This window comes from Spirosoma pulveris (assembly GCF_054781875.1).
Genome location: NZ_BAAGTO010000002.1, coordinates 917,811 through 929,918 on the forward strand (window position 1 = coordinate 917,811; position 12,108 = coordinate 929,918).

Annotated in this window: 9 protein-coding genes; 4 read left to right on the forward strand and 5 right to left on the reverse strand. The window is 53.4% G+C overall.

Going from position 1 to position 12,108, the window contains the following annotated elements:
• Positions 1 to 48: 48 nt before the first annotated feature.
• From ACYVJM_RS11955 to ACYVJM_RS11970, 4 genes are all read right to left on the reverse strand, one after another.
• The gene (locus ACYVJM_RS11955; protein WP_461148456.1) at positions 49 to 1,485 is read right to left on the reverse strand and encodes a RagB/SusD family nutrient uptake outer membrane protein; all 1,437 of its coding nucleotides are present in this window, start codon (positions 1,483 to 1,485) and stop codon (positions 49 to 51) included.
• Between the two features lie 31 nt (positions 1,486 to 1,516).
• Complete coding sequence (locus ACYVJM_RS11960; protein ID WP_461148457.1) at positions 1,517 to 4,726, reverse strand: SusC/RagA family TonB-linked outer membrane protein; 3,210 nt, start codon at positions 4,724 to 4,726, stop codon at positions 1,517 to 1,519.
• A 34-nt stretch (positions 4,727 to 4,760) separates the two neighbouring features.
• On the reverse strand, positions 4,761 to 6,257 hold the full coding sequence (locus ACYVJM_RS11965) for an L-fucose/L-arabinose isomerase family protein (RefSeq protein ID WP_461148458.1): 1,497 nt from the start codon (positions 6,255 to 6,257) through the stop codon (positions 4,761 to 4,763).
• 119 nt (positions 6,258 to 6,376) lie between these two features.
• Positions 6,377 to 7,630, reverse strand: a complete 1,254-nt coding sequence (locus tag ACYVJM_RS11970; RefSeq protein ID WP_461148459.1) for an MFS transporter — start codon at positions 7,628 to 7,630, stop codon at positions 6,377 to 6,379.
• Between the two features lie 210 nt (positions 7,631 to 7,840).
• Here ACYVJM_RS11970 and xylA point away from each other — a divergent pair, with 210 nt between their 5' ends.
• The 3 genes from xylA (at position 7,841) to ACYVJM_RS11985 (ending at position 10,009) form a co-directional block, all read left to right on the forward strand.
• Positions 7,841 to 9,181, forward strand: a complete 1,341-nt coding sequence (gene xylA, locus ACYVJM_RS11975; protein ID WP_461148460.1) for a xylose isomerase — start codon at positions 7,841 to 7,843, stop codon at positions 9,179 to 9,181.
• Positions 9,182 to 9,323: 142 nt separating this feature from the next.
• Positions 9,324 to 9,542 carry a PLDc N-terminal domain-containing protein gene (locus ACYVJM_RS11980; RefSeq protein ID WP_461148461.1) on the forward strand — a complete coding sequence of 73 codons (219 nt, stop codon included), beginning with the start codon at positions 9,324 to 9,326 and terminating at the stop codon, positions 9,540 to 9,542.
• Complete coding sequence (locus ACYVJM_RS11985; protein ID WP_461148462.1) at positions 9,539 to 10,009, forward strand: DUF2059 domain-containing protein; 471 nt, start codon at positions 9,539 to 9,541, stop codon at positions 10,007 to 10,009. The genes ACYVJM_RS11980 and ACYVJM_RS11985 overlap by 4 nt, the downstream gene beginning before the upstream one ends.
• A 23-nt stretch (positions 10,010 to 10,032) precedes the next feature.
• Here ACYVJM_RS11985 and ACYVJM_RS11990 read toward each other — a convergent pair whose 3' ends face one another.
• A complete protein-coding gene (locus tag ACYVJM_RS11990; RefSeq protein ID WP_461148463.1) occupies positions 10,033 to 10,860 on the reverse strand; it encodes an enoyl-CoA hydratase/isomerase family protein in 828 nt (275 codons plus the stop codon).
• A 107-nt stretch (positions 10,861 to 10,967) separates the two neighbouring features.
• Here ACYVJM_RS11990 and ACYVJM_RS11995 point away from each other — a divergent pair, with 107 nt between their 5' ends.
• On the forward strand, positions 10,968 to 12,089 hold the full coding sequence (locus ACYVJM_RS11995; RefSeq protein ID WP_461148464.1) for a T9SS type A sorting domain-containing protein: 1,122 nt from the start codon (positions 10,968 to 10,970) through the stop codon (positions 12,087 to 12,089).
• Positions 12,090 to 12,108 lie beyond the last annotated feature (19 nt).

The window sequence follows — 12,108 nt, forward strand, 5'->3', positions numbered from 1 at the left end:
TAGATACCCACAGGTCAGGCCTCATTCGGCTCCAGCCCGTGGGTACGATTAATAGCCCGGATTTTGCTTCAGCGTTGGATTCAGGTCGATTTCGGCTTGCGGTATGGGGAACAGCAACTCGAAATCCTGTACGGAAAAGTTCAGTTTCTGACCCGCGTAGTGCGCATTCAGCACCGTTTGTGCCTGCCCCGTCCGGACCAGATCAAACCAGCGCTGGCCTTCATACAGAAACTCGACACGCCGTTCCTGTTCCAGTGCCAGCCGTAAATCGGCCTGCGAGAGCCCCGCCAAAGCAGGCAGTTTAGCCCGTTGCCGTACCAGATTGAGAGAAGGGAGGGCATCGGCTGTTTTACCCTGTTCGTTCAGCGCTTCGGCATACAGCAACAGCACATCGGCAAAGCGCAGAATGGTAAACGAGACACTGCCATCCCCCGGATCAACCGCTTTAAAGTCGACAAATTTCAACCCGTATCGACTGTAGGATTTCTTCCCGCCAATCAACGATACCGAATCACTCACGGATGCGGGCTTGCGGGCATCACCCGTTTCGTAGGTTTTTAGTAGATCCAGCGTTGGCACGATGCGCCCCGCCCCCTGCGCATTACCGGGAAAAATGGCCATGCTCGTAATGGCTGGTGTGAACAGCGCCGAGTAGTTGTTTCCCAGCGTCTGCCCGGAAAGGTAGGCGACTTCCAGAATCGTTTCGGGCAGGTTGGTATTGCCGTTGGTCGACAGCGTTTTATAATCGGCAACCAGCGAATACTGCTTTGAGTCAATGACTTCCTTCAACTTTGCAGCGGCCAGGTCGTAACTTTTCTGCGTCAGGTAAACCTTGCCCAACAACGTTTTTACCGTCATCTGCGACGCCCTGGTCTTGTCTGTCACGGCCGTAGCGGGCAGCAGTGTTTCGGCGCTGGTCAGGTCCGAAACGATCAATTTATATACGTCCTCTTTGGGCTTCAGCGTCAGGTCGGCGGCTGCCACCTGCGCCGGGCTGGTGAACGTTTGCGTGGCAATAGGAACATTACCGAACATACGCACGAGGTAGAAATAGCTGAACGCGCGCAGAAACTGGGCCTCGCCTTTGATCCGATTCTTGACGGTCGGGTCGAAGGCAACGGCATCAATTCGGTTCAGGATGTTGCTGGACTGCGAGATGGTGTACAGGCAGGTATTCCAGACCGACCGCACGTAGGCATTGGTTGCCGTAACGCCATTCTGATCCAGTTGCATCTCATCGGCCGAGGGCGACGACCACTGAATTTCGGCATTGTCGGTCGTTAGATCACCTACGTACTGAATGGTACTGCTGCTGTAGAGGCCACGCGTGGTGCTGTAAACCCCAATCAGCGCCGTTTCGAAATCATTTTGATTCTGGTAAAAACCCTGATCACTGATCTGGTAGGCGGGTTTCAGGTTCAGGAAATCCTGACAGGATGTTAAAGTAGCTGTTAGGGCTAGTATGGCCAGTATTCGCTTTTTCATGACAGTTAATGGGAGTTGATCGATGGTCTGATTAGAAAGTCACGCGCAGGCCGACGGTGTAGGTCCTTGGGTTTGGATACGAGAAGAAGTCAACGCCACTTTTGGCCAGGTTATCGCCCCCGGTACTCCCTTCCGGGTCGTAGCCCGGGTACTTCGTAAAGGTGTAGAGGTTCGTTACATCGGCATAGAGCGAGAGGGCCTGAAGCTTCAGCTTGCTAACCGCCGTTGCCGGAAACGTGTACGATAAATTAACATCCCGAATGCGGGTGAAGGACCCATCGAACAGGTATTTGGTCGTTCCGGCACTGAACCCGAAAGCGTAGTCGTTCCGGATAGCGCGCGTATACAAACCAGCACCCGGACTCTCCGGCGACTTCCAGCGGTCGGCCATCGCGGCCAGCTGGTTCTGCACCCCGGCCCCGTTCAGGTTGACTTCGCCCCCCTGAAAATAAACCTGGTTGCCGTAGGTGCCATTGAGGCTCACGCTCAGGGCGAAATTTTTGTAAGAAAAGCGGTTGCCCAGTCCCCAGGTATATCGGGGCCAGGGGTTACCAACAATGGTTCTGTCCGAGGTGTTGATGGTGCCATTGCCGTCGGCATCCTGGTACTTATAATCACCGGGCTGCACGCGTGGGTTTTGCTTCGGGCTGTTGTTAACCTCTTCCTGGGTCTGGAAAACACCCAGAATGTTGAGTAGCCGGAAGCTGGAAATGGGGTAACCCACCTGCGCCACCTGATAATCGGACGTAACGATGCGGGCTGAATTTGAGTTGAGCGCCAGCACCTTGTTGCGGTTCCAGCTAATGTTAAAGTCCGTATTCCACTGGAACGGCCCTTTACCAATGTTCTGCGAGTTAACCGTCAGTTCAATCCCCTTATTTTCTACTTCGCCGATGTTCTGCACCGAACTGCCAAAGCCTGAAGCCGAGGGCAGCGTTACGTTGAGCAGCAGGTTCTTCTTATAGGCCTGGTAGGCATCGACGGTAAACGACAGCCGGTTCTGAAACAGCGACAGATCGACGCCCACGTTGCTCTGAACCGACTGCTCCCAGGTCAGTTCGTCGTTGGCTAAGCTGGTCGGCATAACCCCCGATACGATCTGGCCATTCGCCACCGTTCGGGCCACGCCCAGCAAGCCCTGCGTGGCGTAGTTGGGGATCAGGTTATTGCCTGAAATACCGTAACTGGCCCTGATTTTCAAATCGCTGATGAAGCTGGCCGACTTCATAAAGGGTTCGTCCGACAGGCGGTAGGCGGCCGAAATTGACGGGAATGTTCCCCACCGGTTCTTCGAGCCAAAGCGCGAGCTGCCGTCTTTTCGAATGGTTGCCGTGAGCAGGTATTTGCCGTTGTAGGTGTAATTTACCCTGGCCAGCCACGACATAATGGCCCATTCGCTGATGTAGTTCGTTCCCGTCGAAACGGTTCCTGCGGCCAGGAAAGGCACATAATCGGTCGAGAAGCCGGTGGCCCCGGCTTGCAGTACCTCGTCCGAATTTTTCTGGATAGTATAGCCCGCCAGTGCGTCAATGTCGTGTTTGCCGCCAAATTTATGCCGATAATTGATGGTGTTTTCGTTCAGCCAGTTCAGGCTTTTAATTTCGGTGGCCGCTGCGGTGGCGGCACCCGTTCGGCTGGTCGCCAGCCCCACCTTCGACGACTTCCACAGTCGGGTTACGTTGTTGGAGTAATTTACCCCAACGGACGTTTTCAGGACAAGCCCCGGTGCCAGATCAAATTGCAGGTAGTTGTTGGTGAATACGTTTGTGTTGTTGCGCTTGTCCGAAAATTCGGCGGCAATGATCAGCGGATTTTCGACGGGAATGCCCGTTGGACTGGAGAATTCGGAATAGGGCGTACCATCGGGATTGGTGACCGGGATGGTCGGGTCGCTGGCGAGTGCCGCCGAAATCAGGCCCCGGAACTGGAGGTGACCCTCCGCTCGGGCAAAGTTGCCGTACGAATGAGCCCCCGAAAACGACGCGCCGATTTTCAGGCGGGGGGTAAGCTGGGCGTCGATGTTGGTGCGCAGGGTGAACTTGTTGAAGTCCGACCCGATGATGATGCCTTTCTGATTGAAAAAACCGCCGGAAACGTAATAGCTAACGTCCCGGCTCGTACCACTAGCCGACAACTGGTAATTCTGGACCATCCCTTTTCGGAAGATCACGTCCTGCCAGTCGGTGCCATAACCGGCATCGGCAAACTGCCCGGGGTTGCGAAAGTCGGGCTTCACCTGCGTAGCTGTGCTCCGAACGCTGTTTGGATCGGTAGCTTTACCGCCCGCGAATACCCAGGCATTGTCGCGCCCTTCGGCAACAAATTCGGCATACTGGCGGGGCGTCAGGAGTTTCATTTTGCGGGCCAGTTCCTGCATACCCGTCGAGTGCTCGAAACTGATGGTGGGCTTGCCAAGCTTACCCCGCTTAGTGGTGATAATAATAACCCCGTTAGAGCCCCGTGAGCCGTAAATAGCTGTGGCCGACGCATCTTTCAGTACCTGAATTGACTCAATATCGGCGGGGTTGATGATGCTGAGCGGGTTGATCCGGTTGGTCGAACTACTGCTGGCGAGTCCGCTGGCCGTGTAGGAATTAGCACCGAAGCTGCTCAGATCCGAGCCGCCCCCGCCGGTGCCAATGGCGTATCCATCCACAACATACAACGGGGAGTTACCGCCCGTAATGGAGCTGATTCCCCGAATGATCACGTTGACATTGCCGCCCGGTGCCCCCGAGGTTTGGGTGATCTGTACCCCCGCCACTTTGCCCTGCATCATCTGGTCGACACTCGTTGCCGAGGGCACCGGCACCAGGTCTTTGCTGGTCAGGTTGACGATAGAGCCCGTCAGGTCTTTTTTGCGCTGGGTACCATAGCCCACCACAACTACGTCCTGCAACTGCTGCTGGTCTGTTTTCAGCGCGATGGTCAAGTTGGTACGCGGCTGGCCGTTACCGAGGGGCAGTTCCCGGGACGCATAGCCGATGAAGCTGACTACCAGCGTTGCATTGGCCGATACGTTCAGCTTGAACGTGCCGTTCACATCCGTAGTCGTCCCATTGGTGGTTCCCTTCTCGGTAACGGTGGCCCCAACCAGGGCTTCACCATCTTCCTCAGCGGTAATTTTACCACTCACCAGCTCTTTGGCTGACTGAGCAGATACGCTATAAGCAACCGTCAACACGCTTAACATACTCCCGATGACCAGGAGCCGAAGCCGATGGAATAAAAAGTGATTCATAGGAAAAGATGGGGTTTAAGGGGTTATAAAACGGTTATCCACTAATGATGACGGATTCGATTTTCAGATAGTCGGCAATTTTCCGGATCGACTCGGCATGATGCCCAACGCCCAGCGCAAAGTGGTGGGTTGGCCCTTCCTGAATCCAGCGCTTGAGGAACGTCCGGACATCGGGTTTAAAAAAGCCCCGGGTATTGGTATTGCCCGTTGGCGGAATCGGCCCGGCAATGGATTCGCCTTCGGCAATGACAAATTTCATCTTGCCCTCGTAGGTCGAGCTGATGCTCAGCATGGTAATGGGGCCTTCCTTGATCTTGAATTCGACACCGGCCCCAAAGCCGGGTTTGCCGTGGTATTTTTTCAGACTCCGCAACACCGGCTGCCCTTCGGCAATGGCAATGTTGTGCGGCCCATCGTGGCCGACAAGCACAAAATCCTCGTTGAAATCGACCGGGTGAAACTCGGCGAAACTGCCGCCAATACCCAGCCGTTCCATGATGAGCATGGCAATGCAGGTTTTCAGATCCGATTCGCCACACATAGGGAAGCCCGCACCCTGGAGCAATGAATTACCAACAATCAGGTTCGACATGACCACCCGCGTATCACTGCCATCGGGGCCGTCGTAGTAATAGGCCAGCCCATCCAGCTTTTTGGCTTTTATGAACCGTTCAAGCGCCACAGCCGCCTGAGCCGCAATGTGCAGATCGGAATCCCGCAACTTTTCGGAGATCGGGTCGGAGACGGGATCGGGTGTATCGAAAAAGGCCAGAATACGCTCTTTGACGGCATTGATTTCGGCTTCTGTCGCCTGCTGGTACTGCGTCACAATTTCGTGCGCTTCGCACTGAACGATGTGCGCGCCAAAATGAGCCGTCAACATGGTTGAGTCGGAGTGCATATCGAGCATGGCTTCGATGGGGTGGCCGATGTGCCCGATCCTGGCCGTCTTCAAATCATGCAGCACGGCGGCAATCCGGCAGTATTCCTCAATTTCAGCATCAGCAGCAGGGTCGTCGTACAACGTACCGATAATCATCTGCGGCACCTTTTTGCCCATCCGAACCGCGACTCCGGCAAACTCGGGCAACGAACAGATATCGTCGTTGTATAGCTGCAGGTAGGTCGACGCCTGGCTGTAATTCATGGCCTTGTCGGGCTGAAGGGCCACCAGCACAATAGGAATGTCGACGCTTTTAATGATGATCCCGAACGTGCTGGATGTGGCATACGTCAGCATATCGCAGAAAATCAGGTCCAGATTGGCCGCATTGAGTTTTGGCACCAGCTCATAGGCTTTCGTCACATCGTCAATCAGCCCGAAGTCGACGACTTCAACGGGCCCCATCGATTCGACTTTGTCGATGAAAATGGCCTGCTTCTTCAGCAGATCGTCCAGCAAACCCTCAAACTGACTCCAGTATTTGAAGTAGCCAACACCAAACACCCCGATTCGGGCAGTCGTTGGCTTTCGTTTGACAAATGCGGCCTGATTGGCCAGTGTGACTCCATTCGGTGATAGGTTCTGCATACTATATAGTTGGTGTATCTGTGCAGTTGAGTTAGTGCACTAAGTTTATTCAGCTACTCGTTTGCCTGCCTGACCAGGCCACTTGCCGGGTTGCTTATGCCAACCCAGGCTTACTACGTTTATAGGGGTGAAGGCGAATGAACCGGTACTGGTTCTGAGCCAATAGCCAGCGCTTTTATTTTGGGAATCAGCACAATAAGTAAAATAAATGCCAGTGGATAAAGCAATCCGGACGCTACCCACAGCGGGGTGTACGAATACCGCTGAATAACTACGCCCATTAAAGGATTGAGTAATAAACTGGAGACAGCACCGGCCGTTCCGGATAGCCCAACGACTGTCGACGTTGCTTTTTGGCCAAACATATCCGAGATGGATGTGATGTAATTGGTAATCCAGAAGCCGTGCGCAAACATGAAAACCGACATCAGGCCAACGGCGACCTCTACCGACGACACCCAGGAGATGGCCGGGGTAGCCAGCGTTAATACGGCCGCTATCCCCATGACCGTCTTACGCGCTCTGTTGACTGAATACTGGTGAGCAATCAGTTGCCCCGAAAACCAGCCCCCCAGAATATTGGCGATGCCGAGGGCCAGAAAAGGTATCCAGAACAGTTTTCCAATCGCTTCGAACGATACATTCCGTTCCGAACTCAGGTACTTTGGAATCCAGAACATCATGAAATAGAACACAGGATCGAGCAGAAACCGGATCAGGATGAACACCCAGGTTGGCCGTAACCTGAGTAAATCCAGAAACGGAACCGTCTTTCTGTGCGAAGAGGGCAACGGTTGTTCAGCAACAAGACTTTCTTTCTTCCAGGGCGTTAGTAGCCAGACAATTACCCAAACGATGCCAATTAAACCCGGAATCAGGAACCCACCCCGCCAGCCGTAATGAGTAGATAACCAGATGGTTAGTGGCGGAGCTATAACAGCGCCAATGGCCGAGCCACCAATGGCTATCCCGTTTGCCAGGGCGCGTTCTTCCTTATCGAACCACCGGTAAACCGTCCAGGCAGCCCCCGGAAAACAGCCGCCCTCACCTATGCCCAGCAGAAACCGGAACGCCAGCAATTGCGAGAACGTAGTCATCACCGCGTGCAGGCTATTGGCCACCGACCACAAACCTACCGAAATGGCCAGCCCGAGCTTACCCCCTACCCGATCGATCAGCCAGCCGCCCAACGTGAACATGATGGCATAACTGATCAGAAAGCTGGTGTTGATCAGTCCGTATTGTACGTCTGTAATATGAAACTCCTGCTGAATCTTAATAATGGCAATGGACAGCACCTGACGATCCAGAAAGCTTAGGCCTGTAGCCACAAAGAGTAACGAAACGATCAGCCAGCGGAGATTTCTTCTCATACTACTTAACGCACTAAGTTAACGACAGCAAAGATATAGGCCTAAACCTAATAAAATCAAATTTTATAGTATTTTTTTTTAATCGAATAGAAATAATTCAACATATCACCTAAAGCCAAACGACCGTGTACAAAGGCTTTGCTGGCTGAATAAGGAGAAACTACAGTTCACTTCCTTTTCTTTCACTTAAATACCTCAATTTCTACTGCTATGTCTGACGTTAAATTGACCCTCGGCGAGAAAACTTACTTTCCGTTTATAGAAAAACCAATTGCCTACGAAGGCCGCGAATCGGACAATCCGCTGGCGTTTAAGTTCTACGACGCTAATCGGCTCATTTTGGGCAAACCAATGAAGGACTTGTTTCGGTTTGCTACGGCTTACTGGCACACCTTCTGCGGCACCGGAGCCGACCCCTTCGGACCGGGCGTCAAGCATTTCCCCTGGGATGCCAACCCCGACCCACTGGCTGCAGCGCACGACAAGATGGATGCCGCTTTTGAGTTCATTACCAAAATCGGCATGGAGTATTACTGCTTCCACGATGTAGACGTGGCTCCCGAAGGCAATTCCAACAACGAGTTTGAGAAGAACTTCCGGGCTATTGTCGACTACGCCAAACAGAAGCAGGCCGCCAGTGGCGTTAAACTGCTATGGGGAACGGCCAACCTGTTCTCGCACGAGCGCTACATGAATGGAGCCTCCACCAACCCGGATTTCCATGTGCTTGCCCACGGTGGCTGGCAGGTGAAAAACGCCATCGATGCTACCATCGAGCTGGGTGGTGCAGGTTATACCTTCTGGGGAGGCCGCGAAGGATATATGTCGCTGCTGAACACCAACATGAAACGGGAACAGGAACACCTGGGCAAGTTTCTGCAAATCAGCCGTGATTACGCCCGTAAGCAGGGTTTCAAAGGCTCGTTCTACATCGAGCCCAAACCGATGGAACCCACCAAACACCAATACGATTTCGATGCGGCAACCGTTGTTGGTTTCCTGAATCGCTTTGGTTTACAGGACGATTTCGAACTGAACATCGAAACAAACCACGCCACCCTGGCCAACCATACGTTTGCCCACGAATTGCAGATTGCCGCCGATAACAATATGCTCGGCAGCATCGACGCCAACCGGGGCGATTACCAGAACGGCTGGGATACCGACCAGTTTCCGGTGGATGTGTATGAATTGACGGAAGCCATGCTGGTCATTCTGGAAGCGGGTGGCCTCAAATCCGGCGGGGTGAACTTCGACGCCAAAACGCGCCGGAACTCAACCGATCTGGACGATATTTTCATCGCCCACATTGGCGGTATGGATACCTTCGCACGGGCAGCCATCGCGGCCGAAGCCATTCTGGACAAGTCGCAGTATAAGAAGCTCCGGGCCGAACGCTATGCCAGCTACGATTCGGGCGAAGGGGCACGTTTCGAAAAAGGTGAGCTGACGCTGGAAGACCTGCGCCAGTATGCCATGACCAATGGCGAACCCAAACAGCTCAGCGGCAAACAGGAGTTGTACGAGATGATCGTTAATCAGTATATTTAGTCAAATCTTACCTATGGCACGGCTAAGATACGTGACTGAACACCAGACACCTGCCTGAGCCGTGCCACAGGTTAACCAGTTAACCAGACCCTACCGGACTTGTCGGCCTTAGAATCGACAAGTCCGGTTAAACTCTATCTTTATGCAGGCATTTATTGGTATTGGCGGGATAGAGCTTTTCTTACTACTGGGCGTTTTGGCGTTTCTGTTCATCCTCCCGATCATCGCACTCATCGATGTGGTTCGAAGCAACTTCCGTGGACCGAACGACAAGGTGATCTGGGTAATCATTATCGTTTTCCTGAACCTGATCGGAGCCCTCCTGTATATTTTCATTGGCCGTAAACAGCGCATTTCATGAAGCATTTAGTCCTGTTCGTCAGTTTCCTATCAACCGTTTCGGCCTTTGCCCAGACCAGCACCGACGAAGCCGCCGTTCGAACGACCATCAAAATGATGTTCGATGGCATGCGGAAAGGAGATTCGACCCAAATAAAGAATACGTTTATGTCTGGCGCGTCTTTACAGACCATCGCTAAAAATAAGGAAGGTGAGGTGTCCGTTCGGACCGATGATATTGGCAAGTTTGCGGCTTCGGTGGTTAAGTACCCCGCCTTCACGCTCGATGAACGGCTATCGGGTATGGAGATAAAAATCGATGCTGAGCTGGCCACCGCCTGGACACCGTACGTTTTCTATTTGAAAGACCAGAAAAGCCATTGCGGTGTCAATGCGTTCACCCTCGTGAAGGTTAGCGGCAACTGGAAAATTCAGGGCATTATCGACACCCGCCGGAAAGACAACTGCCCGGATTTACCGAAGCCATGAGTTACCAAGCTTACAAACAGCTTCTAGCTGTTTGATACACTTCCCCAGTTTGGTTTGCGTTTTTCCAGAAAAGCGGCCATGCCTTCCTTAGCGTCCGGCGTTTGCTGGAGTTGCTGAAACTGATCGAATAAGTAGGCCTGCTGTTCACCCGACGGCAGGTCTTTTAGTTGCTGATAGGCCCGTAAACCAAATTGCATAGCCGTGGGCGAAAGTTGTTTCAATTCATCGGCTAAACAGGCGACGGCACTGTCCAGTTGATCGGCAGGAACAACCTCCGTTACCAGACCAAGAGTCAGGGCTTCGCCTGATGGCAGCGTTTTGGCCCGAAGGCACAGATCGAGCGCTTTGCGGGCGGGCATGATGTCCAGCAGAATAGCCAGTACCTGAAACGGAAATAATCCCCGTTTGACTTCCGGCAGACTAAACGTTGCCGACTCCGCTGCGACTACGTACGTGCTGGCACCCACGAGCAAAAAACCACCGGCATACACCGGTCCCTGTACCCGCGCAACAGTGGGCTTATGTAGACCCGCCATCAACTCCCCCAGCCGAATCGGCCCCGCAGGCGTGGGAACCGAGGCCGTTTCCGTATCGCCCGCCGACAAACTTTTCAGGTCCATCCCGGCGCAAAACGTATCGCCCGCAGCGGCCAGCACAACGAGCCAGATATCAGCCGTATGTTCGGCATAAGCAATCAAAAAAGCCAGCTCGGCCAGCATGGGCGGATGGAGAGCGTTCTTTTTTTCTGAACGGTTCAGCGTAATCGTCAGCACATGGTCATCGACCGAAGCGAGCAGGTAACGGAAGCCATCGGCGGGTAGTTGAGCAGTTTGTTGGGGCGTATACAGCATGGGTGAAAAGGTACAAAAATACCGCTTACGAAATGTTCCGGCACCGGCATATGGTTAGTTGCCCATTTGAAGTTATCTCGTTACGTTCTCCTTCTCCTAAATCCGTTATGAAAACCATTACCCTGTTATGCCTGATTCTGATTGGTTCAGCCACCGCGCGGGCAAGCCATTTGCTGGGTGGTTATATTCAGGCTACGCCAATTAGCGGCTCCCCCCTAACCTACCGAATTTCAGCCCTGCTTTATATGGACGAAGTTCGCGGAAAATCGGCTGCCGATCAGGCCGAAGTTTTGGAAATTTGCTTAGGCGATGGCAGCACCATTAAAGCGTTCCGGGCCAGCCGGTTGTTCATTGAGAATAAAACAACGAGTATCAATAGCTACACGCTTATTCACACCTATGCGGGACCGGGCGTATATCCCCTAACTCTCGTGCTCTCAAACCGAACGGGTGTAAAGAACATCACAAATGCCGACGCGCAATTGTTTACCCTGGCTTCGGTCGTATCGACTAACCTGGTCAATCAGACACCCACGCCGGGTTATCCCGAAAATGGCTTCCACATTGGCGTTGGGCGTCGGGCAACAATTTCACTGGCGGCAACCGATCCCGAAGGCGATAGTCTGGTGTATGGACTGGCAAAAGCGCAAACCAGCGCCATGCAGGCTTCGTGTACTGCACAGTCGGTCAGCTCCTACCAGTATCCGAACGATGTAACGCGCCGGGGCACCTTCAAGCTCAACAGCCGAACGGGCGAACTCATCTGGGATGCCCCTACCGAACTGGGGTACTACAGCGTTACGTTAACCGTCAATGAGTACCGACGCGGTGTCTTGATCAGCCAGACAACGCAGGAGATACCCCTGGTTGTTGAAGATATTCCCGGCACACCGGGCACAGTTCCCCCATACGAACCGGCCGCCGACGGGCCATCGGCGACGGGCCTCGTGACGGCCACGACGGAGTATGAGGATGTAAATATCCGGCTCGTTACGTTTCCAAATCCGGTTGATGATCGGTTGCAGGTGGTCATTCAGACCAGCAATCCGGCAACGGCCACGATACAGCTAACGGATAGCAACGGCCGCAAACTTCATGAATTATCGTTTCATCGGATGACCCGCCAGCATGAGCAGGTTATCAGCATGAGCAGCCTGACGCCGGGCGTTTACGTACTCCGTGCCGAAGTAGACGGACGAATATTGACGCGTAAAGTTGTGAAGCGGTGACCGGATTGCACTACAAGAC

Coding starts and splice junctions, on each gene's coding strand:
- ACYVJM_RS11990 (WP_461148463.1), bottom strand. CDS start 10,860: ATGCTGTATACGCCCCAACAAACTGCTCAACTACCCGCCGATGGCTTC.
- ACYVJM_RS11965 (WP_461148458.1), bottom strand. CDS start 6,257: ATGCAGAACCTATCACCGAATGGAGTCACACTGGCCAATCAGGCCGCA.
- ACYVJM_RS11960 (WP_461148457.1), bottom strand. CDS start 4,726: ATGAATCACTTTTTATTCCATCGGCTTCGGCTCCTGGTCATCGGGAGT.
- ACYVJM_RS11985 (WP_461148462.1), top strand. CDS start 9,539: ATGAAGCATTTAGTCCTGTTCGTCAGTTTCCTATCAACCGTTTCGGCC.
- ACYVJM_RS11955 (WP_461148456.1), bottom strand. CDS start 1,485: ATGAAAAAGCGAATACTGGCCATACTAGCCCTAACAGCTACTTTAACA.
- ACYVJM_RS11970 (WP_461148459.1), bottom strand. CDS start 7,630: ATGAGAAGAAATCTCCGCTGGCTGATCGTTTCGTTACTCTTTGTGGCT.
- ACYVJM_RS11995 (WP_461148464.1), top strand. CDS start 10,968: ATGAAAACCATTACCCTGTTATGCCTGATTCTGATTGGTTCAGCCACC.
- ACYVJM_RS11980 (WP_461148461.1), top strand. CDS start 9,324: ATGCAGGCATTTATTGGTATTGGCGGGATAGAGCTTTTCTTACTACTG.
- xylA (WP_461148460.1), top strand. CDS start 7,841: ATGTCTGACGTTAAATTGACCCTCGGCGAGAAAACTTACTTTCCGTTT.